The sequence below is a fragment of the Paenibacillus sp. A3M_27_13 genome (assembly GCF_024213315.1).
Classification (GTDB): domain Bacteria; phylum Bacillota; class Bacilli; order Paenibacillales; family Paenibacillaceae; genus Paenibacillus; species Paenibacillus polymyxa_B.
Genome location: NZ_JANAVE010000002.1, coordinates 81055 through 104190, shown reverse-complemented (window position 1 = coordinate 104190; position 23136 = coordinate 81055). Strand labels below are relative to the sequence as shown.

Below are 23136 nucleotides of genomic sequence, written 5' to 3'. Positions count from 1 at the left end.
TTCGTTTTCCGGTGTATAGCGGCTATATTTTGTTTGTATATATCATGCCTCACATGACGGTTTCTGTTATAGTTGCATTCCCCGTGTTTTCATCATGAGTTTATTCGTAAGCACTTTCAAATCCTCGGAAGAAGACGAAATTTCCTGCATAATTGCTGTCTCCTCATGAGCAGCTGTATAAATTTTGTGAGCTCCTTCAGAGAAGGCCCCTGACATTTGCTGAATACGATGGATCTGCTCAAAGGTTTGATCTACCCGGTTCGTCTGCTCCGTCACGGCTTCTTCCATTAAACGGATGCTCTCGACAAATTCACGTACAATAGCGTTCAAACGGTTCAGCGTCTGATCCACAGAGCTTGTCCGTTCCGCCTCAGCACTGACCAATGACGTCTGCTGATGCATCAACTGCACTGTCTCTACGATTTGTGACTGGACACGGCTAACGATGGCATTTATTTGCTGCACAGACTCCGTACTTTGGGCAGCAAGTGCGCGAATTTGGTGAGCCACTACAGCAAACCCGTTCCCTTCTTCTCCCGCACGCGCCGCTTCTATGGAAGCATTTAACGCCAGCAAATGGGTCTGTTCCGCAATATCCTTCACGGTGCTTGTAATCGCTTCAATTTGGGAAGCTTCTTTTTCCAGTCGGGCAATTACCTGCTGCGAACGACCATGTGATGCTGTCAGCTCTCCCATTCCATCCATCAGGGATGAAAATACGGTCTGCGTCGAATCTACTGAATGCTCCATATGGCCTGACAGTTCCAGCATATGCCCCGATTTGCTACGCATCATTTTAAAATCGCCCAGCATTCGGTCTGCTGTTTTAATAGATTGGGCAGATGCTTGCTTTTGCTGCTCCACGCCATTCAAAATATCTTCTACCACCGAAGACATGGACTCAATTTGTGTGGTAGCCTGCACAATAGCCAAGCTCAGATTTTCCGCACTTTGCGAAGTTGTTCTGGTGCTGTACGAGATCTCGTTGAACATATCTTTAATGTTCAGCATCATATGCCGAAATGCATCATACAGAACTTTAATTTCATCCTCCGAACGACGTTCAGGAATCACAACAGACAGGTTCCCCGCCGAGGCTTCCTCTGCCGCCTTTGCCAACCTAACAATTGGCCGTGTGAGTAATTTTGAGATCAACCAGCCCAAAATGCCACTCCACAGAACACCCAATAACAGAATGATCGAAGTGTACACCCATTCTTGTGTACCTTGAGCAAGCCAGTCCTTGAGTACAAAAATAAAAAAAGCGCTTGTTCCATAGGTTATTGCAGAAATTGAGACAAATGCAGTAACCATTTTCGTACCTAGTGACATCTTCATGTACTGTAGCCCACCCCAAAAAACTCAAATTTGATTCCATTTTACCATAAAATTGCTACATTTCTAGTAGTATTTTTCATAGACAGATATATTCATGAGCATAAAGATACAGAGTCTTAAGTCCCCTATCCTAATCACAAAAAACAATATGTTACCAGGTAGCAGCTTGCATCTTAAAACGGACGAATCGCGCTGTCACAAGCTTTACAGGCCATTCGTCACATCTTAAGCGAGCTGTTACTCGACAAAGTCATTTTCCATTATTAAAAATCATTGTCATTTTTCTGTTCAACGACTGCTTTCTTAATCGCTTCAATTGTGTCTATTTGGTGACTGTTTTTTTCCAGTACGGTAAACTCCCATAAACCGATGGTCAGCTTCTCTCCTTGCTGGATATCAAAACGCTCTGAAAGCATCCATCCCCCAATTGTATATACGTCCCCGGCCTCAATATCCGTCTCCAAGCGTCGATTGACCTCATGAATGAGCGCCTGTGATTTGAGTATGTAACGATGATCATCTGTTTTTGTAATGAGTGGAGTTAACGCTGCGGGGGTTTCGGTGTCGGTATAGGAAGGAATGTCTCCAACAATCTCCTCCATAATATCCTCTAGTGTGACAAGTCCTGACGTTCCACCATATTCATCCACCAGCACCGCTACAGGAATGCGTCGTTTTTGCATCTGAATCAGCAGATCCCGAGCCTGAACCGTCTCGATAACCTGAAGCACCGGGTGAATATAAGAAGCCATCGTCGTATTCCCTGTGCTGTGCCCACGTGCCAAATCATGCAGGGCTTCCTTGACGCGAATCATCCCGATAATACGATCCCGGTCGCCATGTTCAGCTACAGGTAGAAAATTATAAACCTTGTCCTCGATCAGCTCCATAAACTCGGCCACTGTTGCCTGGTGGGAGATGGAACGGATGTGGATGCGCGGTACCATAATTTCCTGCGCCGCACGGTCGTCAAAATCAAATACATTGTTTAGATATCGATATTCTGTCGGTGTAATTTCACCACTACGAAAGCCTTCAGATAACGCCAAGCGAAGCTCGGCTTCACTGAGTGCCGCATCTTCTTCAGATACCCTTTTGAGCCCGAAGAGACCCGTAATGACACGCGATGAACGACTGAGCACCCAATTCAGGGGATAGGTCATTTTATAGAATATCGTGATCGGACGGGCAAAAAACAATGCCATCGGTTCCGCAATCTGTATGGCGAATGTTTTGGGTACCAGCTCCCCGATGACCACCTCGAAATAGGTCAAGATTAGAAAAGCCAGCAAAAAGGAGAGCACTCCCGTCAGGCCTGCTGGAATATGAGCCAACACAAACAGGGGATGTAGCAGATGTTCAACAGTAGATTCCCCTAGCCAGCCTAGCGCCATTGAGGTTAATGTGGTTCCGAGCTGACAAGCAGATAAATACTCGTCCAGCCGAGACAAAATGTTTTTAACGGCTTTCGCATTTTTGTTGCCTTCAGAGGCCAATTGATTGATGCGAGATACCCGCACACGAATAATGGAATACTCCGAGGCCACAAAAAAAGCAGTTAATGCGATAAGCAATATAACCAGAATGATATTTATCGTTTCCATAGCCCTCTCTTGCTCCGTTCATGACGAAGCAAGAAGCACCCCCTTTGACATTCATTTTTGGATGGAACCATAACATAAGTAATGATGTCCATAATCGTGTATTACCCAAAAATGACAAGGAGTAGACTATGTATGACCCTGTTAGCGAATCGCCAGCGGACTCTTTTGCACGATATCTATCCATTGATCAGCTATCAACTGATGCCCAACCGCTGTCGGATGAACCCCGTCATGCAGCCAATAGGAGGCGTCCGCCTGGGTAGCGGCTTCGTTCAACATGCTCTGGAGCGGCACAAACACGGTCCCAAATTCGTCCGCAAGCTGACGTACAATACGCTGGTATCCCGTTATTTTTTCTTGCCAAATGTCCCATCGCGCCTCGGTAGCTCCCGTTTTCAAAATAAACGGCTCGCACAGCACGAGTCCCAGATCAGGCATCACTTCACGCGTTTCTTCCAGAAGGTGGCGATAGGCTCGTTCAAATCGGTCCGTCACCCCGGACGGCTCCTGCTCCACGATCCGCCAGGCGTCGTTCACTCCGATTAGAATACTGAGCAGGTCCGGCTTCAGGCTAAACGTGTCCTCGTTCCAACGTGCATACAAATCCGAAACTCGATCCCCCGAAATTCCCCGGTTCACAAACTCTGGCTGCGTGGTAGTCAAACGGCTCCCCAACGCACCTGCGATCAGATACACATAGCTCTGACCCAGCCAATGGTTCGCATCCTCATTTCGTCCCCTTCCTCCGTCTGTTATAGAATCTCCCTGAAAAAGAATACGTGCGTGTTCTATACTCGTCATCTTCCTAACTTCCTCCTTCGCATTTTCCAATAATACCCTTATCATACCTCGCAGCTTCTAAATTATAAAGCGGTTTCAAAACATAGAAGAATTATAGATTTGCCATATGGCCGGATTCACTAGCTTTAATTAGGGTAGGAATCCGGGGGCAAAGGCGATCAAGTCATTTCACACCGCTCGGTACTTACACACCTCACGAAAATTACAGCCTCCGCACGCTCTGCGTGAAGGCATCGGAGTGAAGAAAGATTCAGGCTTGGGGCGATTATAGTAATCGTCATCGAGACAGGACTTCATTTCCTCGATGTATCGTCCGACATTACCAACCACTTTGTCGATATCCTCTTGCGCGGGACGATACACCTCATGCTCTCCTGTCATCAGATACTCCACACGTACCTCGATCTTCTCCAATGGAAGCTGATAGTGCTCCTGCACATAGGAAGCATACAAAAAAAGTTGGTCGGAAAAATCGCCTTCCTTGCCTGTTTTCCAATCCACGATGACCATGTCTCCATTGTCTCTACGGTAGAGCAAATCCATTTTGACATACACTTTCGTCTCGTGAAGGAGCATCGTATCCCACTTCTCCACTTCTACAATTCGGGCCTTTCCCTGTTGCAGTTCATGCCAAATCGCAGTACGGTATAAATTGTGTATCACCGCGTGCTGTCGCTCCTTAATAAGGGCGATCCGTTCCGAAAGCACCTCGTCGTCGTAATAAACCTCCGCCAGCATGACGCGATTTTTCGGATCTTGTAGCCATAGCTCACGGTGTAGCGATTCCTTGTAGCTGTCATTCAACATGTTCTTCATAGCTGTCTCGAGGTATGCTGTACGCGGGATAGCCCCTTTTTCCATCCATCCACGTATGACTGATTCACACATTTGATGCGTGATATTCCCGAATAAAATATATAAGTTGCTCAGTTGCTTGAGCCGATACAACGTAACTTGCTCTTCAGCGCCCTGTGCCGAATTCCAGCCATTATGCGAGCCGTAATAATGATAATAGTATTTGCGTAAGCATTCATCGAACGTTTGAGCCCTCGATTGCGAATAGGACCAGGACGGGTATATAGCCATGACAGGCCCTCCTTCATTAAAACTATCATCTCTTTATTATAACGCAAACCTAAGCTGTATCGGCGATAAAAAGGACAAAGACTTTAACCCATGGGTTAAAGTCTTCTACTGACTGACTAGTTTGTAAACTCTCAATGAGTCCGTTCAACATTTATCAAATCACTAACATTAACGGCACCGTCCTCACGGACGTTGACAACAAGTACCGGAGTTCCCAGCATTCCGCTGATCCACTCCTTATAATTATCCACATGATCATTCGGAAGAATCGTCAAGATGACACCAGCAAAGCCACCACCATGTACCCTGCATGCGCTGTTATCTATTGATTGTAAATACATTTCGGTTAAAGCCAGTGCAACCGATACGTCTTGTTCCCGCGCAACCCCACTTCTATATACGTTTTGGAGCCATTTCCATGAGGAATTACCAGATTCGGTAATGAGCCTCAGGAAATCAGTAAAGCGCCCCTCCTCCAGTGATTTCACTTGTTCATCCACACGCCTATTTTCTTCAAAAAAATGCAACGCCCGCAGTACTGCACGGTCTCCTGCTTTTTCCCTGACCATTTTAAGGTTGGCATATAGATCCTCTGGCAATAAGTCACGGCAAACCGAAGCGTCTAAAGACTGAGCCACTGCAAACATTTCGTTGGGCACCGCCGCGTAATCGTCCGTTAAATCAGCATGATTTCCGCCTGTATTTACAATAACAAGGGAATATCCGTTTTGTTCAAAATTCCAATGAACAGGATTTATGATCGGTTCCTTGGGATTTTCAAAGTCAATGGAAATCAAGCCGCCATACGCGCAAGCCATCTGATCGAGCAGTCCCGACGGCTTATTCCAATAGCTATTTTCCGCATACTGACCAATTTTGGATTTAGCAACTGCATCTAACGCTCCCTCGTTATAAAAATGATTTAATATCGTGCATATCAACATTTCAAAAGAAGCGGAAGAGCTTAAACCTGAGGCAGAGAATACATTACTTGATATATAAGCTTGGAATCCCCCGATACGGTATCCGAATTCAAGTAGACCAGCGGCAATACCACGAACCAGCAGCATCGTACTGTCATCCTCCGGTTTTGGCGACAAGTCGGTTAAATCGATGACGTACTTCGTCTTATAGCCTTCAGAAAAGAATGTAATTACAGACTCCTCCACTTTAGAAGCTGCAGCGATGGTATCGAGTGTTATACTGCCTGCCAGCACCTTCCCGTGATTGTGGTCTGTATGATTTCCACCAATTTCGCAACGTCCCGGAGCACTAAACAGTTCAATATCCCCTACACCAAAATGCTCCCGATACGCCTGTATAAGTGATTCATATCGAGTCGTTTGCTCAGAGATTTGCTGTTGACCGTACATTCGGGCAAGCACCATTTGTCCCTCTCTGGAATTCAATAGTTCCATATCTTTCATCGTATATCCCCCTAATTGTATGTGTTTTCCTATGCTGGAATGATACTATAATTATCTCAATTTTCCCTGTATAAAAGTATGGCACTTTTAAAATTTGTAAGCGCTTATTTTAATCGCTTTACTGAGCATTTTACCAATTTAACTAAAAAAGAACCAGCCCTAATTGGGCCGGTTCCTTGAATATCTTTTTTAGTCGCGTTTCAGTACATATTCCCCATCATTGTTACGAGTTACTGTGGCGCCAAGCGCCTCGGCAACTGATTTGAAAGGAACATACAATGTGCCATATTCATCCGTATATGGAGCTTGTGGCAGCGTCAATGTGCTTCCTTCCAATACAGCCTGTTTGGAGCCACTTTTCAGCTTAATCGTCTTACCTGTAATATCATCAATTACAGTAGTTTGTTTAGCAGCTGCATCCCATTTTAACTCGGAGTTCAGTTCGCTCGTCAGTTCACGCAATGGAATAAAGGCAGTGCCACCACGATTCTCCAAGACGTAGTAATCGTCTTTAGGATCGAAAATGGTTTCTACTTTTGTAATTTCCAAATCATTTTTTAAAATGTTGTAGATCGGAGAATTCGCTTCAAAATTGCGCAGCGTCGCTCCCGGAGTTAATTCAGCTTGTTTATTCAAATCAATAACACCGTTAGAAATATCCACTTTATCAGCCGTCACACTACCATTGACGTTCCAGGATTGAGTTTCGGTCAGAATTGTGAAGGACTTCACCGGAAGACCGTCCACATCTGGCAGAGCAACTGTCAAGTCTGTCGCTGCTTTGCGAACATTTCCTTTTTCATCAAAATACATGTCGCTTTTCAGAACCGTGTTAGCACTCAGAACCGTTTTGATTTCAGGGGACTGTGCATACATGGTGCTAACGCCTACATCATACTGATCAACGGCCAGATCCAAATACTTTTTAACTTCGGTATAAGCCTCATTGACCATTTTTTCTTTGTTAGCACTCAGTTCCGTTGTTACTTTATCACTACCTTCAATATTCATGCCGGAAGCAATCGTTTTAGTCATATCAATGGCTTGCCCGATCAGCTCTTTCAAGCCTGCTTCGTCCTTCGCCAGATTCGCCAGGAACGGTTTTACCAATGTTACCAGCTCATCACCACGAAGTTCAGCATGCAGATGGGTCAGTTTCACTTTGTCTTTTTCACCGTATACTTCCTCGGTTACAGACGTTGCAGAAATGGTAGAAGGGTTAGGCGCATGCTTGAGCATAAGTGCAGCGGCTGTTTTCGTCAGTTCTCTCACGTCTTTGGAATATACATATGGATCAAATCCAGCAGGCAGACCGCTCAAACTCTCTTGCGAGTTCAAAGATATGTAATAAGGTTTTTTGGCACCTTCCAGTTGAATAGCCAAACCTTGGCGGTCTAAAGCAAGTTCAAACGGCAAATTATACTTATCGATGTGCAATGTACCTTTGGCAGAAGCAAGTTCCTCCGATTGTACCTTGGCTTCATCCACAGTGACGGAAATCGAATTAATCAAATCTACGATTTCTTTATCTCCTTGCGTGATTCCTTCTTTTGGAGTCAATTTAAGAGAGATTTTCTCCGTTGTTTGCTGGGATTTCACATCAAGTGTTCCCAATAAATTTTTACTTACATCAAATCCACCTACTGCCTGGCAACCTGTCAAAGCTACCATTAACAGAATAAGAGGGACGGCGATCCATTTTTTTATATTCATATTAATCCCCTTTCAAGATATTTCCGTTATCTCTTCTATTATCTCAGTGTTAACACGCATTGTAAATGAGTAGAATGGAAAATAGAACTAGTTATTTAGGATCAATTTTCAGCCTGAAGCATTCGGTAAGCCAGTAGCGCCATCTCTAGGCAACGACGTTTGTCAGGGTCTGCCAGATTTCCCTCTATGATTTCATTAATTTTATCCAGCCGATTATAAAGGGTCTGTCTGTGAATGTACAAAATTCCGGCGGTATCACGCTTGGAGCCATGGGATTGAAAATAGGCATCCAGTGTATCCAGAAGCTGCATATGGTGCTCACGATCATGCGCAATCAGCCCGCCCAAATGGTCCTCTACGAACTCTTGTAGAAAAGGAATGCGGGGCACCGCCTTCAACAACTGATAGATTCCGATGCTGTCGTAAAATAACCGATCCTTCATGACTGGGACGCTTCGTGCCACTTCAATGACCTCATATGCCTCTTCAAAACTGCGATCCGTCCCCGTCATGCGATGCCTTACTTTACCAAAGCCTGCATGAATGCGCACCTTATCAAGCTGTCCTGCGGCATAATTCTGAATATATTGAACAGTATGGGCAAGCACTTTTTTCATTTGCGCTGCGGAACGCAGTGTTAATTCCTCCTTGGCACAAAGGATGTAGCATTGACTCCCCTTCATCATCAGCAGATTGTGCAACGTTTCTTTTTTCAACAATGAACGAAGCAGCACCAGCACATCCTGATTGATGGATTCCTTGCGTACCTGACTGGCATCCTTGTCCTGATGTTCTACCTCAATGACCCCTGCCCAAAATAAATACTGCCCCTTCGATAACAATCGCAGGCCCATTCGGGTCTGGGCCTGTTCTTCACTGGGAAGCTGTCCGCTCAATACATCCTGAATCAATTCATTTTGATTACGCAGCAATCGGTCTTCAAGAAACTGTGTTCTCAGCACCAATGTAGCGGCTGCCTTGGCAGTGTAATCGAGTAACAGCGACATTTCTTCCGTTGGCATTTCACTATGCAGCACCAAACCTACTGCGGAAAACACCTGACCGAAGCATACAACGGGCTGGAACAAGACGGCGGTGGATTCATTCAGGTGAAACAGCAGATGCCCCTCCCGATCGGCGGTCATACTAGATTCCACTTCATTGGCATAAAAATCTGCAATACGGTCCGCTAGATCCGGCTGGACGGAAGGTACGAATCGATTGGTTTCAATGGAAGACATGTAGATGACCTGCCGGGCTGCATAGTCATGAAGCACACGCAAGAGGGCGTTCATATCAGTGCTGCGCAGGGTCTCCTGCTGAAGCTGACGTGAAAATCGCTCCAGATCTTTTAGGAGTTCATGATGTCGGTTAATAAGTAGGGAATGAATATCTTGTGTAATTTCAACAAAACGCACTGGCTGCTCAAATACGATGACCGGGAAGTGATGTCGTTCCGCCAACTCCAGAATTTCAGAGGGGATTTCATGAATGCTCGTGCCCAGCTCCACGCACAATCCCGCAGCTTCCGAGCGGATCAGTTGCTCCATATACTCGGCACGCTCTTCCCCCTTCCGTGTGAGCCACAGGCCGGTCGTCAAAATCAAGTCATGACGGCTCACAAACGGAGAAACATTTGTGATTTCTAGTACATGTACCCAACCCACACGGCGATTTACGCCCTGTTCCCCCGCCGCCAGTTTTGCCCGCCGGAAAACGGGACGTTCCAGCACATCCGCAATGGTAAATGTTTTTTTACCGTTCATCGGCATTCTCCTTATGTATATGTCTTTATGTCATTTTATATGACATATATTCATCAAAAAGTCGAGCCTTTAAGTCAGATAATCCGACAAAATGTATGATGTCAAGGAGCTCCCCCCCCTTGTAAACTGTACCTAATCTAACATGAATTGCATTTATCGGCTTGAGTCCATGTAACTAATCGGCAAACTGCACAAAAATGATAGTGTAATTTTCTTAACAATTATTTTTAGGAGAGGTGAATGAAATGAAAATTGGGATTCCGAAAGAGATTAAAAACAACGAAAATCGTGTCGCTCTAACGCCAGCAGGTGCAGCTCAATTGATTCAACACGGACATCACGTATTTGTGGAAAGCCATGCAGGTGTTGAAAGCGGCTTTACGGATGGAGATTATGCCACTGCGGGTGCGACTCTTGTGCAGCAAGCTGCGGACGTGTGGTCCCAGGCGGATCTGATTATCAAGGTAAAAGAGCCGCTCCCCTCTGAATACGGGTATTTTCGACCAGGATTGATTTTATTCACCTATCTGCATTTGGCTGCCGAGCCAGCACTGGCCCGCGCTTTAACAGACAACGGCGTAGCCGCCATTTCCTATGAGACGCTAGATGTTGAAGGCAGCCTCCCGCTGCTTACCCCGATGAGTGAGGTTGCCGGACGAATGGCTGTACAAATTGGAGCACAACTGCTGGAAAAACCAAAGGGTGGCAAAGGCATCCTGCTGGCAGGTGTGCCGGGGGTCAAACGCGGTAAAGTGACCATTATTGGCGGAGGGGTGGTCGGCACCAATGCTGCCAAGGTCGCCATCGGTCTCGGGGCAGATGTGACACTGATCGACCTGAGCCTGCAAAGACTGCGCCAACTGGACGATATTTTTGGCAATCAGCTCCATACGCTGGTGTCCACCCCGTCCAACATTGCTGAAGCCGTGGCGCAAAGTGATTTGCTGATCGGTGCTGTCCTGATCACTGGTGCCAAAGCCCCGCGGCTCGTAACGGAAGCCATGGTACAGACGATGCAGCCCGGCTCTGTGATTGTGGATGTCGCCATCGACCAAGGCGGCATAGTCGAGACGATTGACCACATCACGACACACGACCAGCCTACCTATGTGAAGCATGGCGTCATTCACTATGCGGTAGCAAACATGCCGGGCGCGGTACCGCAAACCTCGACGCTCGCTCTGACGAACGCGACGCTCCCCTTTGCTCTCCAGCTCGCAGATTTGGGTGTGCAGGAGGCGCTTCGCAGAAGCAAGCCACTGCTTAGCGGCACCAATGTCCTGAACGGACATATTACCTACGAAGCGGTCGCACGTGATCTGGGATATCCTTATGTTCCCGTGGAACAGGCATGGCAGGCGAAAGCCTTACAATAGAAACAGCTCAAAGAACCACACACTCTTCCCAGCAGGGACTGGAGCGTGTGGTTCTTTTTGTGCTAGCTGTATTCACCATACTTACTGCATTTCAGACGATCTCTGACGAAAGGAACGTTTGAAGATGGCGATAAATATCTGTGATTTCTTCCAGCGACATGCGCACCAGTCCGCTAGACGAAGGTGCCACAAATTCATGCATCTCGGGAATTAGCGGTTCAGGCTGAAATCCCCAATCTACTTTGGATTTTTTACTGTATTCGGTGTACACGCCTTTGCCGACAAAGCAAGCAACCCTCGGGCGGTATTCCTTTAGCTTCTCGTATAGCTTCAGACGTCCTTCGGCGTATTCCTCGCGTGCAATGTCCTCTACTCCCCTCGTGGGACGGGAAACAATGTTCGTAAATCCGAAGCCCAGCTTCAGCAGCTCCCGATCTTCTGATGGATCGTACAAGCGAGGTGTCAAGCCTGCTCCCTCCAGTATGCGCCAAAAGCGGTTGCGCGGATTCGCATAATGATGTCCTACCTCGCCTGATTTCAAGCTGGGATTAAAGCCGATGAATACAACGGATAATCCATAATCCAGATGATCATCTACCTCATGCAGTTCTGTCTCTCGCTCTGTCATGGGCTCCTCCTTCCTCAAACCATATCCAGCGGCTGCTTCCGCGTTGGCGGAGGAAAAACTTCGTCTATTTGTTGAAGTTGTTCAGGAGTGAGCCGAATACTTGCTGCCGCTGCATTTTCTCGTACATGCGATTCCTGCACCGCCTTCGGAATTGCCCAGACATCACCGTCCCGTATGACCCAAGCGAGCGCAATTTGGGATGGAGTTACCCCGTGGCTGGCAGCAATGTCTACCATAACAGGATGCTCCAACAGCCCCCGTCGCAGGCGGCCACCTTGGGCAATCGGGCAATAGGCCATCACAGGCACCCCATGCGTACGACTCCAAGGTAGCAGATCATATTCGATGCCCCGCGAAGCTGCGTGATACAGCACTTGGTTGACAGAGCAGGCTTCGCCTCCACTTAGGCTCCATAGCTCCTCCATGTCGGACTTGTCCAGATTGGACACTCCCCAGCTGCGGATTTTGCCCTGCTCACGCAGTTTTTCCATACCTTGTATCGTCTCTTCCAGCGGAATATTCCCACGCCAATGCAACAAATACATGTCCACATACTCCGTTCCCATTCGGGTTAGGCTCGCTTCGCACGCTTGAGCCAGTCCTTGGCGGTCCGCATGATGAGGATACGCCTTGCTAACAAGATAGACATCATCCCGGCGACCCCGAATGGCCTCTCCGACGATCTCTTCTGCGCCGCCCTCCGCATACATTTCAGCCGTGTCCACCAGCGTCATGCCCAGCTCCAAGCCAAGTTGAAGCGCGCGCACTTCTTCCTGGCGGAGTGACGCTTTTTCACCCATATGCCACGTGCCCTGCCCGATTAGCGGCACATCACGACCGTCAGTCCAGGTAATCACACTTTTCTTATGTTGGCTCATATGCATTCCCTCCTTAGGAGCCTGATGCCACAGGCTTGTCAAATACATGGCTCTGCGTCCAATGCTGTCCACCATCCGAGGTGGTATACATGACTGGGGCCTGCTCTGAATCCGAGAAAATAGCCCAGCCTTCCTTGGCATTTGCCATCCCGATTTGCTGACCACCATAACCGTCAAAGCCTTGCTTGCCATTGTTCCACGTCTTGCCGCTGTCAGTCGTCCAGCCGATGGTATTGGGCTTGTCGCACGGTGCGCAGTAACCGCCCATCCATGCGGTACTGCTATTAACCGCATAGAGCATACCTGGTGCAGCCCCTTCATTTTTGGGAACCTGGTTGTCTTGCTGGCTAATACCTGGTGCCGGACCGCCGCCAGCAGTGGCATTCGCCAGCACAGCACGCCAGCTTTGTCCACTATCGGCAGTATGCCAAAGCGAATACGACGTCTGATTCATCCCCGTATCGCCAACCAGCTCGATCCATGCGTTGCCACGTTCTACCGAACGAATAATGGCTCCATTTAGAGGCGCCTCCGTTGTCCGTGACATGACAGTAGTCCACTTTTGGCCCCCGTTAACCGTGTGTAAAATCTGAAACGAACGGTCTGTGTCCTGCGTAACTGCCCAGCCGTTTTGCTGATCATGGTAATATGGCTGTCCTACCAAGTGGCCAGGCACGGGGAGCGAGGACCAGCTTTGCCCGCCATCCTTCGTATATTGGTTGCCACTGAACCCTTCCTTGGATGATACAAAGTGTAAAAAGCCCGCTTGCCCTTGCTCAGGTACAGTCCCGACAACCTCCCAGCGTTTGCCGCCATCGCGAGTGGCCAGCAGCGATCCGCTGTCTGCCATAACAGCCCAAGCCTGCTGTCCGTTCAAGGCAAAAATCTGCTGAACCGTACCTTGGCCCTGATATTGCACATTCCACGTCGATCCGACTGAATCGGATGCAATCGCGTCCGTACGGGCAATCCAGCCATTTCCGCCGATCCAGCCGGATTGGCCGTCGATCAAACGCAGCGCGGTAATATTGTCCATGCGGACCTTCGCTATCGTAGTGTCTGTGGTTGCTTGTCCTCCTGTTTTCGGTGTATCTACAGTGGTTCCTGAACCATTCGCTTGTGCCGAGGTGACACCCTTTTGCTCATTTTGAGCTGTTTGTCCTGTTTCCGAACTTGTTTGTGAGCCTGTTTCACACCCCGCTGTCACTATGGCTACGGCGAGTAAAAGCACCCAGACCGATGTTTTTTTCTTCATTTTCGTTCATCCCCTTATGTTGGTGATATACATGCTGTGCGGGTATTGTATTCACAGCAAAGCATATTCTATGTATTACCCTGCTGTCTTCGTTTCACTCTTAAGGTGAATATACGGTGACTGTATGCGAATCATCGTTACAGGATTACGAGTTTACAGGAACAAAGCCACCCTTTTCGATGGCCCGGGCTCCTGCTTCGCTTTGCAGCCATTCGAGTAATCGTTGCATCGAAGGGCTTGGTTTCTCGCCTTCCCGTGTGACCACGAACAGTTGAGCTGTGAATGGATATTGTTTCGAGCGAATGTGCTCTTTGTTCGGCTTCACTCCATCAATAGACAAAAATTTGACCTCTTGACGATTATGCATCACATTTGCAAAATAATAAAATGAATATCCGAGCGCGTTGTAATCCTTGTTAAAATCTGCGACCGCATTAATCATACCACCCATAATGCCAATTTGTAGTTCACGTGGCGGGTCAGCCATTTCATGGCCTCCCATCACTTTCTTTTGCATATATGTCTGACTGCCTGAATTTTCTTCTCGCTGGTAAGCAATAATCGGCTGATCCTTGCCCCCTACTTCATTCCAATTATGGATAGCCCCTTCATATATACGACGAACCTGCTCCGAAGAAAGTCCCTTAACCGGATTGTCTTGATGCACGAGAAAAATAAACGCATCCCACCCAATGGGCGTGAGCCTCATTTGTATTCCCCGACTTTTCGCCAGACGCAGTTCCTCATCGGAAGGACCGGCCACCAGAATCAGATCCGCCTTCTTTTCGATTAAATTGACATATGCCTGATGAGTCGTGTTGAATCTCAGCTCGTGCGCCGCTCGCGCCTTGCTCATTCCAGTCAGTTCATGCAGCATATCCTGCGCAAACGGAATGGCCGCCGTAGCCCCGTCAACTACCGGAAAATCCTTCTCTGCAATGTACGGGCGTTGAGGAAGCATCAGTGTAATCGTCAGCACAATGACGAGCGCAGCAGATATCGCGGCAACAATCCATTGCCATCTATGATCCACCTTACCATTCTTGTCGGTTAGCGCTGGATAACGATTCACCCCAACTCCTACTACCATGCCAGCTATCGGCAGCAGTGCTGCCAGTAGAAACCAGATTTCACCATGCTGTGTATATGGCCCCAGTACCTCCAACACAGGCTCTGCCCAGGCGTGATAGAGTGAAAAAAGTTCCCACGCCCCTCCCCACACTTCAGCAGGTTGACCACCAGACCCTTGTATTCCTATAATCCACAACCACAGCCCACATATTAATGATAATAGCCCGGTCAGCATCAGCGGAAGCTTGCCCATGCTGGACATACGTGCACTCAAGGCACCATAAGCTGCAAAGATGAGACCGATAATCCATGCATATAGAAGCAGTATTACAATCACAGTTGTATCCGTCACACCTTCATGCCTCAGCAAAAGCTGCACTTGGGGTGCCACAACCATACTCCAAACTACATTAAACATGACTGAAAACAATCCAAACATAAACGTACCGCCCAGCCATGGCCAAAACCATGCTATCCGCACAGACTCGTCCTTTTCCGGCTTGGTTATAACTCCCTTTGGATCAGACATGTACATCCCCCTATATCTAATGAATGAAATGAGACTGTAAGCCATTGCTTCTTCATTGTACAATTATGGTAAAGATTAGTATACGAGAGGAGGATAAAAATGTCCTTATCCGATCATCCGAATCATACATCTGATGTAACCTTGCTCCGAAAAGCACATGATGATCTATGGCATTCCTTACAGCACATTCCCAGCGATGAAGCACTCAAGCTACTTCACAGCTTTGCAAGCCAGGTAGCGTTCTATCACGAGAAAAAGGACAAGGAGGCGGACTGTAAAAACTACTTCCGAACTCCCTTGCCCTATATAGCGATAGCCGTTGGTATTTCACTGCCAACCGCCATGTGGCTTCTGATATTGTTCTTACCTTAATGCTTATGGCAAAAAAGGCCTCCCCCACGGGAAAGACCTTTTTGGTATCGAATCTTCTTTATATTGCTCTGGCATGGATCAAAAAACGGTGCTGCTTCACGTCCCAGTACCCATCACGTTGGATATCCAAATACAGACCATACAGCTGTTCTATATATTTCTCTGGCTGAAAGTCTGCAATCTGCCATTCAATGGCTTTTAAATAGTAGACAAGTGCTCCAATATCGTAAAACCGCTGTACTGGAAACTGCTCCTGCTGCTCTACAATTTCGAAACCATTGCTTTTCAAACCTGCAAGTGCTTGAGAGAGGGTCCAGTCCGCATACTCGTAATCAGGCGCTCCCAAACGGTCGTTGATGCCCGCACAATCCAGGCCCCCTACCTGTTGAGTCAAAAACGTCCCACCTGGTCGTAAAATACGTCGTACCTCCGTTGGCGAAAATGACTCATGCTTATTCAGCACAAGATCGAACCCGGCATCGCCAAACGGAAGGGAATTGTCATCCTGTATAGCCATAACGCGCACGCCCAGCGGCTCCAACCTTTCCTTGGCGATAGGAACATTCGGTGCATATGCTTCTGTCGCACATACGATCTCTGGAAAAGGGCGTAGCCGAGATAATAGCTCTCCCCCGCCTGTTCCCATATCCAGCATCGCCTTGGATGAATGAATAAACTTCATAGCCTTGCTGACATAAGACCAGTCCAAAGGCTCGCTCGCCACACGTCCCGTAACCGAGATGAATGAAAAATCCCATCCAGAAAATGACTGCTTATGATGCTCCAAGAACTGTAGAAATTCACGATCTTCTGTATATTTCATATTGTATTGCTCCTCCATCATTGAACTGTACGTTATTGATCTCTTCTCTCTGTTTGTTCTATGTTGTATCTCTCTATGCCTCTATTTACGTCAGTTCTAATGTGGAGGGGCTCTTGCCCGTCGATGAGGTTGTTATATGTCGTGTCGGAACCTTCCCATGTTCATCTACCTCCGTCCATATACCATCCAAACCAGACGCTGTCCCACTTAAGGAGCTGTCAGTAATGCCTTCGCAAGCTCTGGTGTGATGTCTTTTGAGGTTAATAAGTAATAAATTGTACGAAAGCCGGAACCGCTGATGGACTTGATTTTAACTTGGAACAGATAAGTGCCTTTCTCCACTTGTGGATCATAGCTGTAGTTATTTCGGTTATCCAGCACAGTATTCCAAAGTTTTGCATCTTTAATTGTGGTGACTTTATACTTCTGCTGCAATATCCTGAATAAATTCGCTGCTTCAATATACTCACCAGGCTGATACGGCTCCTTCTCTTGAGAAACCATTGGAATAGCTCGAACCGATATAATGTCTTTCGACGTGACAATCACCTTGTCGGCGTATCCTTTGCGTTCCAGCCAAGCATTCAGCTTGTGGAAGGATATGCGCCAATTAAAGGAGACGCTGCGAGCCCAATCTGGTTCTTCTACTAAAACAGATGAAGGTTTGTTCACAATATCAATATTCCCCAACGCGTAAGAACCTGCCTGCATTTCACTATAGCTCATGCCCAAAACTTCTTCTTTAAGTATAGCTTCAAATTCACGAATATCTTCCGGATCGGTCAGAACAACTCGCCGTTCATTATCATCTGCCGATTGAATGCTGATCGTCTCCGCTTTACCATTCAGCTTATCAAGTGAGTAGCTTACTGTTTTGTACGGCTCAGACATCATCACTTTTGCCAGCGCTGCCCGGAAAGGTTGCTCAGGAAATGTATAGCTACGAGTCATAATGGTACCATCATCCAAACGATAAGCAATGGATATCATTTGTTGAGGTTCTTTATTGGACCCGGACGTCTTTCCAGCTGAATGTACTCTTACAAGCTCACGCTGTAAATTCAGCACAGCAGCGATAAAAGCTTTATCTTGCGAAAAATAGAGATTTTTCTGTGTCGCTCCCCCGTCCAGATACAAATATTGCCCAGCATAGACTTGCTCGACTGAATGCGCGGTTGGAATCCGTTCCTCGTAGCCTATCCAACTAGACGTGGGGATGTACATTGCCAGACCCAAAACTGCCCCGTATGTAACCAGCTCCAGCAAAGCACGAATACGTACAATTTGCCATGTCTTGCGGATTACCATCTCCACAGCAATATAACCCAAAATAGCTCCAAGCACATACCCGAAGATCGACCAGTCCCTCCCCTGGCCTCCTGTGCTATAAAAATATTCTCCTATCAGCAGCATGGCACATAACATGACTCCTGCCTTAAAAAGGGGTTGGAAGAAAGTAAAGGCCATGGCCTGCGTTGCCTTCTCTACGAGCCGTTTGCGATATAACACATAGCTTAAAATCACAAACAGCAAGGAAACACCCATATAAATAAGCAGTTCCACATATGAAAATGCGCTACTCGACAAATCCATAATGCGGACGAACGGCGATAAACTATACCAAATATTATTGCTGCTGCGCAACTCCACGCCATTACTATTTTGAACAATGGTTCCAATAATCTGAGAGTAACCATATAGATTGTGCCCCAGAAAACGACTAATCATGGAATACAAAAAAAAGGGCAACAACAGCAAAGCATACACTACAACGGATTGTAACAGCGATTGTCCTACACAGATACCTACAAACACGGTAAAAGCAAACAGGAAAATCGTAAGAACCGATACGACCAAAGCCCATGATCCAATATCATTGATATGAAAAATAAAAGGCAGTTCAACCGACGTGTTTAGCAGGGCAGTTACTCCCGCGGTCAGCCATATAGGTACGAGTAAAAGGATAAGACCGCTAATTAAATGTGCCGTTAACAGATGCTCTCTGCGTAAGGGCAGACTGTGATATAAATCCGAGGAGCCCTGACGCTGAATAAAACGAAGCAGCACCACACCCGCCAGCACAGGTACGGCCAATAAAATGATATTTTGCATTCCATCGCCTGAGTTTGTACTATCGAACAGGCTTCTCAAAACCGTGGGCACTCGCTCGTTTCCAGTACTCATAAATAGTGGCAGTGGCACCGTAAATAATAATCCTACCAAGTACAATAGACCGATCCAGCCATGCTGTCTCAGGCTTTGGCGAATTACGCCGCCGCTACAGAAGAATCGGTTGGATGTCATAACCTGCGTCCTCCATTTCATAAATGAAAATTTCTTCAAGCGTCAACGGTAGCAAATCGAACACATGCGGCTCATACGCTTCAATCGTCTCTGCAATCCGCTCTCGCTCACCCCGGATAATAAGCAGTAGAACACTGCCCCTCCGCTCCTTATGTACAACCGAAAGTTGTCCACATACGGCTTCCTCATGCGTGCTGTCACGAAAGGCAACCTGTACCTTATGCGTATCAGACTTGAGGTCGTCGACCTCTTTTTCCAGCAGCATCCGACCCTGGTGCATAATGCCGACGTGATCACACATGTCTTCTATTTCACGCAAGTTATGAGATGAGATCACGACGGTCATCTCGCGTGCAGCGGTTTCCTGGAACAGTAAATTTTTGATCATTCTACGCATCACCGGGTCCAGCCCATCAATCGGCTCATCCAAAATGAGCAGCTCAGGCATACAGCTCAAGGCAAGCAAAAAAGCAGCCTGACGCTTCATCCCCTTGGAAAAACGGTGAAGCTTTCGTTTAGGATCTAGCTTAAAAATCTCCGTAAGCTGTATGTAGCGTTCCTCGCTCCAGCTCGGATAAATGGAGCGGTAAAACCGGGCCATCTGACGAATTGTCGCTTGCGGAAAAAAATAGGGGGTGTCTGGCATAAACAGAATGTGCTGCTTGACTTCAGGCTGCTCATATACGGACTGTCCGCCAATCAGTACCTTTCCTGCATCCGGTCGGTAAATCCCGGCGATGATTTTGAGCAGTGTCGTTTTCCCTGCCCCGTTCGAGCCCAGCAACCCAAAAATAGAGCCCTTCTTCACCGTAAGGGCGAGCTGATCGACAGCCTTTTCTTCTGTAAATGTCTTTGTGACTTCCCTTAATTCAATCAAGGGACATCCCCCTTTCCTTTGTTTGTATAGCTTCCACGTATATGTCGTCCACTTCCTGCTGCGTAAAACCGAAATGGACGGCTTCAATCATCTGTTTTAACAATGCCGCCCGAATCTCATCCCGCTTTATTTGCTGCGGCTGATGCTCGGCAGGTGTGACAAAGCTGCCTTTGCCTTGAACGGAATAAATGTATCCTTCTCGTTCCAACTCTCGATACGCCTTCTGAATCGTATTCGGATTCACCGTAAGCTGAGCGGACAATGTCCGTACGGAAGGCAATTGCTCATCCGGCTGAAGTGATCCGTACACGATCATTTCCTTTACCCTGTCCATAAGCTGTTCGTAGATCGGCTTGCGGCTGCGGATATCCAGCTCGAACATGGACTTCCTCCTTTCAAGACTTATTCTGATTCACTTGTATATACTGAACTGTTCTAACTGTACTATCATTAATAGTACAGTTAGAACAGTTTGTCAATCTTTTCTTTGGTTATTCCTTACAAAAATAGCCGTGATGCATCACGCATCACGGCTATCTCTTTTTAGCCTTCCTTTGACTCATAAGGTTCATCACGGCTTATATTCGCAAGCGTTGAACCTTCCGGCAGCTTAAGATCCAGCTGGAACCGGAACGTCGCTCCTCTGGCCTCATCGCTATCTACACCAATAGCCCCCCCCATCAGCTTGACCAAGTTTTTACAGATGGACAATCCTAGTCCCGTCCCTCCATATTTTCGGTTCAGTGCCGGATGAAGCTGGGAAAAAGGCTGAAACAATAGATGCTGGCGGTCTGCTGGGATACCGATTCCAGTATCCGTTACACTGAACTCAATCAGGCATCTATTTTTACGACGGCTGTAAGCCTTTCTCTCCACAAAGATATTTACACGCCCTCGCTCCGTAAATTTGATCGCATTGCTCACCAAATTCACCAGCACCTGTCGAATACGCACATGATCGCCGACCAGCATCCCCGGCATTTCCTGATCCACATGCCATTCCAGCTCAATGCCTTTTTCCATAGCCTGCGTCATGAATAGGTCAGCCACACTGCCCACCACATCATCTAGCACAAAGGACTCGTGCAGCAAAGACATTTTGCCAGCTTCGATTTTGCTCAAATCCAGTATCTCGTTCAATATCTGCATTAAAGCACCGCTGCTACTGGTAATAATGTCTATATAGCTACGCTGCTCCTCATCCAATTCAGTATCTGCCAGTAACCCCGCCATGCCTATAATGCCGTTCATCGGTGTACGGAGCTCATGACTCATCACAGAAAGAAACTCTGACTTGGCCCGATCGGCGCGTTCGGCAGACTCCTTGGCCCGAATGATCTCCTTTTCATTCGTCCTGTCTACAAAAACCATCACAGCCCCTTTTCGCTCGCCATTATCCATCAAAGGGCTGATTCGATAGGAGGCCAGAAAGCTGGACCCGCCTTTTTTCCAAAATACAGCTTCCTCTGCCTGATAAGAGGCTCCGCTTCGAATCGCTTGAAGAATAGAGGACTGTTCGTCCGGAAAATGACTGCCAATTTCGTCAGCATGGAGGATCATGTCTATGCAAGCGCCATTCAGCGGATTGGCAGATCCTACGCCAAACATCTCAACAGCTGCCGGGTTCATAAAGCGGACATGTCCTTCGGTACTTAAACCTACAATTCCTTCGGATACGGCATTCAAAATAAGCGAATGCTCATTACTGAGCTTTTCAATTTGAGCAATGTAGCTTTTAAGAGGGGTAACATTTTCTATAATCCCGTAGCAGCCTACAATTTCCTCTTGCACGAAAATCGGGATATTCGTCATCTTGATGAATAGACGCTCCCCCTCCTTATGTATAAATTCCGATTCATAGGTTTGCGTCTCACCCTGCTTGGCCAGCTCCATGTGACGCTTGATTTTGTCCTGTTCCTCAGAGGAAGCCATGATGAGTATGTCAGCCCCAAGCAGCTTATCCTTCGTATAACCCGTAAGCTCCTCCAAGCTCGGATTCACGCTCAAGATATGACCTTCCATATTCACGGCGCATATCCCGAGTGGATTATGCTGAAACAGTGACCTATAACGGTTTTCACTTTCGCGCAGACGCTGCTCCATTTCCCGGTGCTCTGTAACATCCTGGATCATTCCAACCACTTGAACGGGCTTGCCTGCATGCTCGTCCATTTCAGCTTCCCAGATTGAACGCAGTACCTTTTGTTCCCCATTCGGCAATACAATCCGGTAAAAGGTTTCTTCGTGAACTCCCTTTAATATAACGTTGGTGATAATCTGTTTCATGCGCTCTGTATCTTCTGGATGAACAGCCGCCATGAACGCGTCAATACTTGTTTCAACCGACTTGACACGATAACCAAAAATGCTGCGAAATTCCTTGGAGAAATGCATAACATTGTTGACCAGATCCCAGTCCCATGAGCCGAACATCGCCAACCGTTGAGCTTTTGCCAAATTCTCCTCGCTCTTCTGGCGCTCTGTGATGTTGCGTCCGATGGACAGTACTCGCTTGATTCTGCCCTGTTCATCCCGAATAATGCGGTACGATACTTCCAGCCACAAATAGTGCCCGTCCTTATGACGAACACGCCGCTTCATGATGCCTGTTTCCTTGAAGAGTCCATGTACACGCATATAATCGGCATCTTCAACATGGTAGAATTGGAGCCGCTTTTTGCCGAGCATTTCCTGCTTTGTATAGCCTAGGAGTTTTTCCACCGAAGGAGAAATATATTGGAGTATGCCGTCCGCCGTGCTATATGAGATAACATCCGGCGTATTTTCCGTAATCAGCATGTACAAATCCTCATTATCCGAGAGCACCTGCTCCATATCTTTTTTCTCCGTGATATCCATTGCATATGCAATCAAATAAGATTGTTCGGTAGCCTCATCATCAAATATGGTTAATTCCAGCGATAGCCAGACGGATGTTCCCCTTTTATGTTTCAAACGCAGCTCTGTCTTATAGACTTGATCCGTAGCCTTTAGCCAACCTGCGTAAGCCTCCCTCAACCCTCGCTGATCCTGAGCCTCTTTATACAAGAGATGGTAATATCGGATATCCAGTAATTCCTCCTGCTCATATCCGACCATTTTGCAAAAGGCGGGATTGACGTACAGGCACTTCCCCTCCCTCGACAAAATCACGATTCCTGTCGGGGCATGATTATACATATGTTCCAGCAAAGGCAGTCGTCGAGCAGCAGAAAACACAATGAATCTCCTCCTTTGTGGTCCGGCAGTTTTTCTAACTACACCTATTCTAACATGATATGGGATTTT

Annotated in this window: 18 protein-coding genes; 2 read left to right on the top strand and 16 right to left on the bottom strand. The window is 47.2% G+C overall.

The window, feature by feature from the left end:
• Positions 1–66: 66 nt before the first annotated feature.
• The 7 genes from NLX82_RS07080 to NLX82_RS07050 all read right to left on the bottom strand — a co-directional run bounded on the left by NLX82_RS07080 (position 67) and on the right by NLX82_RS07050 (position 9735).
• The gene (locus NLX82_RS07080) at positions 67–1338 is read right to left on the bottom strand and encodes a methyl-accepting chemotaxis protein (RefSeq protein WP_023987309.1); all 1272 of its coding nucleotides are present in this window, start codon (positions 1336–1338) and stop codon (positions 67–69) included.
• A 263-nt stretch (positions 1339–1601) separates the two neighbouring features.
• Entirely contained in the window at positions 1602–2942 is a 1341-nt protein-coding gene (locus NLX82_RS07075; RefSeq protein WP_025723741.1) for a hemolysin family protein, read from the bottom strand.
• A 141-nt stretch (positions 2943–3083) separates the two neighbouring features.
• On the bottom strand, positions 3084–3743 hold the full coding sequence (locus NLX82_RS07070) for an SGNH/GDSL hydrolase family protein (protein ID WP_254347673.1): 660 nt from the start codon (positions 3741–3743) through the stop codon (positions 3084–3086).
• 168 nt (positions 3744–3911) lie between these two features.
• Positions 3912–4829 (bottom strand): PD-(D/E)XK nuclease family protein, encoded by a 918-nt coding sequence (locus NLX82_RS07065; RefSeq protein ID WP_254347672.1) that lies wholly within the window; start codon positions 4827–4829, stop codon positions 3912–3914.
• 131 nt (positions 4830–4960) lie between these two features.
• Positions 4961–6256, bottom strand: a complete 1296-nt coding sequence (locus tag NLX82_RS07060) for a galactokinase (protein ID WP_069079708.1) — start codon at positions 6254–6256, stop codon at positions 4961–4963.
• Between the two features lie 189 nt (positions 6257–6445).
• On the bottom strand, positions 6446–7969 hold the full coding sequence (locus NLX82_RS07055; protein WP_023987305.1) for a copper amine oxidase N-terminal domain-containing protein: 1524 nt from the start codon (positions 7967–7969) through the stop codon (positions 6446–6448).
• 101 nt (positions 7970–8070) lie between these two features.
• The gene (locus NLX82_RS07050) at positions 8071–9735 is read right to left on the bottom strand and encodes a PucR family transcriptional regulator (RefSeq protein ID WP_028543198.1); all 1665 of its coding nucleotides are present in this window, start codon (positions 9733–9735) and stop codon (positions 8071–8073) included.
• Between the two features lie 245 nt (positions 9736–9980).
• Between NLX82_RS07050 and ald the strand changes: the two genes are divergently transcribed.
• Complete coding sequence (gene ald, locus NLX82_RS07045) at positions 9981–11111, top strand: alanine dehydrogenase (protein WP_254347671.1); 1131 nt, start codon at positions 9981–9983, stop codon at positions 11109–11111.
• 91 nt (positions 11112–11202) lie between these two features.
• Here ald and NLX82_RS07040 read toward each other — a convergent pair whose 3' ends face one another.
• The 4 genes from NLX82_RS07040 to NLX82_RS07025 form a co-directional block, all read right to left on the bottom strand.
• The gene (locus NLX82_RS07040) at positions 11203–11739 is read right to left on the bottom strand and encodes a mismatch-specific DNA-glycosylase (RefSeq protein ID WP_028543200.1); all 537 of its coding nucleotides are present in this window, start codon (positions 11737–11739) and stop codon (positions 11203–11205) included.
• Positions 11740–11753: 14 nt separating this feature from the next.
• Complete coding sequence (locus tag NLX82_RS07035) at positions 11754–12617, bottom strand: aldo/keto reductase (protein WP_254347670.1); 864 nt, start codon at positions 12615–12617, stop codon at positions 11754–11756.
• A gap of 13 nt (positions 12618–12630) precedes the next feature.
• Positions 12631–13872, bottom strand: a complete 1242-nt coding sequence (locus NLX82_RS07030) for a beta propeller repeat protein (protein ID WP_075153837.1) — start codon at positions 13870–13872, stop codon at positions 12631–12633.
• 145 nt (positions 13873–14017) lie between these two features.
• A complete protein-coding gene (locus NLX82_RS07025; protein ID WP_068938477.1) occupies positions 14018–15472 on the bottom strand; it encodes a PstS family phosphate ABC transporter substrate-binding protein in 1455 nt (484 codons plus the stop codon).
• Positions 15473–15571: 99 nt separating this feature from the next.
• Here NLX82_RS07025 and NLX82_RS07020 point away from each other — a divergent pair, with 99 nt between their 5' ends.
• Positions 15572–15844: a hypothetical protein gene (locus NLX82_RS07020; protein ID WP_023987298.1), complete on the top strand. Its 273-nt coding sequence runs from the start codon at positions 15572–15574 to the stop codon at positions 15842–15844.
• A gap of 58 nt (positions 15845–15902) precedes the next feature.
• On the opposite strand, the gene NLX82_RS07015 is transcribed toward NLX82_RS07020, so the two are convergent.
• The 5 genes from NLX82_RS07015 to NLX82_RS06995 form a co-directional block, all read right to left on the bottom strand.
• Positions 15903–16667 carry a class I SAM-dependent methyltransferase gene (locus NLX82_RS07015; RefSeq protein WP_023987297.1) on the bottom strand — a complete coding sequence of 255 codons (765 nt, stop codon included), beginning with the start codon at positions 16665–16667 and terminating at the stop codon, positions 15903–15905.
• A gap of 207 nt (positions 16668–16874) precedes the next feature.
• The gene (locus tag NLX82_RS07010) at positions 16875–18971 is read right to left on the bottom strand and encodes an ABC transporter permease subunit (protein WP_068938476.1); all 2097 of its coding nucleotides are present in this window, start codon (positions 18969–18971) and stop codon (positions 16875–16877) included.
• A complete protein-coding gene (locus NLX82_RS07005; RefSeq protein WP_068938475.1) occupies positions 18946–19848 on the bottom strand; it encodes an ABC transporter ATP-binding protein in 903 nt (300 codons plus the stop codon). The genes NLX82_RS07010 and NLX82_RS07005 overlap by 26 nt, the downstream gene beginning before the upstream one ends.
• The gene (locus tag NLX82_RS07000; protein ID WP_023987294.1) at positions 19841–20230 is read right to left on the bottom strand and encodes a GntR family transcriptional regulator; all 390 of its coding nucleotides are present in this window, start codon (positions 20228–20230) and stop codon (positions 19841–19843) included. Before NLX82_RS07000 ends, NLX82_RS07005 begins: the two co-directional genes overlap by 8 nt.
• A 161-nt stretch (positions 20231–20391) precedes the next feature.
• Positions 20392–23067, bottom strand: coding sequence for a PAS domain S-box protein (locus tag NLX82_RS06995; protein ID WP_023987293.1), 2676 nt, complete (start codon positions 23065–23067; stop codon positions 20392–20394).
• Positions 23068–23136 lie beyond the last annotated feature (69 nt).

What these genes read in the sequence shown, in the direction of transcription:
- NLX82_RS07080 (WP_023987309.1), bottom strand. Translation starts at nt 1,338, where the DNA reads ATGAAGATGTCACTAGGTACGAAAATGGTTACTGCATTTGTCTCAATT.
- NLX82_RS07075 (WP_025723741.1), bottom strand. Translation starts at nt 2,942, where the DNA reads ATGGAAACGATAAATATCATTCTGGTTATATTGCTTATCGCATTAACT.
- NLX82_RS07070 (WP_254347673.1), bottom strand. Translation starts at nt 3,743, where the DNA reads ATGACGAGTATAGAACACGCACGTATTCTTTTTCAGGGAGATTCTATA.
- NLX82_RS07065 (WP_254347672.1), bottom strand. Translation starts at nt 4,829, where the DNA reads ATGGCTATATACCCGTCCTGGTCCTATTCGCAATCGAGGGCTCAAACG.
- NLX82_RS07060 (WP_069079708.1), bottom strand. Translation starts at nt 6,256, where the DNA reads ATGAAAGATATGGAACTATTGAATTCCAGAGAGGGACAAATGGTGCTT.
- NLX82_RS07055 (WP_023987305.1), bottom strand. Translation starts at nt 7,969, where the DNA reads ATGAATATAAAAAAATGGATCGCCGTCCCTCTTATTCTGTTAATGGTA.
- NLX82_RS07050 (WP_028543198.1), bottom strand. Translation starts at nt 9,735, where the DNA reads ATGAACGGTAAAAAAACATTTACCATTGCGGATGTGCTGGAACGTCCC.
- ald (WP_254347671.1), top strand. Translation starts at nt 9,981, where the DNA reads ATGAAAATTGGGATTCCGAAAGAGATTAAAAACAACGAAAATCGTGTC.
- NLX82_RS07040 (WP_028543200.1), bottom strand. Translation starts at nt 11,739, where the DNA reads ATGACAGAGCGAGAGACAGAACTGCATGAGGTAGATGATCATCTGGAT.
- NLX82_RS07035 (WP_254347670.1), bottom strand. Translation starts at nt 12,617, where the DNA reads ATGAGCCAACATAAGAAAAGTGTGATTACCTGGACTGACGGTCGTGAT.
- NLX82_RS07030 (WP_075153837.1), bottom strand. Translation starts at nt 13,872, where the DNA reads ATGAAGAAAAAAACATCGGTCTGGGTGCTTTTACTCGCCGTAGCCATA.
- NLX82_RS07025 (WP_068938477.1), bottom strand. Translation starts at nt 15,472, where the DNA reads ATGTCTGATCCAAAGGGAGTTATAACCAAGCCGGAAAAGGACGAGTCT.
- NLX82_RS07020 (WP_023987298.1), top strand. Translation starts at nt 15,572, where the DNA reads ATGTCCTTATCCGATCATCCGAATCATACATCTGATGTAACCTTGCTC.
- NLX82_RS07015 (WP_023987297.1), bottom strand. Translation starts at nt 16,667, where the DNA reads ATGAAATATACAGAAGATCGTGAATTTCTACAGTTCTTGGAGCATCAT.
- NLX82_RS07010 (WP_068938476.1), bottom strand. Translation starts at nt 18,971, where the DNA reads ATGACATCCAACCGATTCTTCTGTAGCGGCGGCGTAATTCGCCAAAGC.
- NLX82_RS07000 (WP_023987294.1), bottom strand. Translation starts at nt 20,230, where the DNA reads ATGTTCGAGCTGGATATCCGCAGCCGCAAGCCGATCTACGAACAGCTT.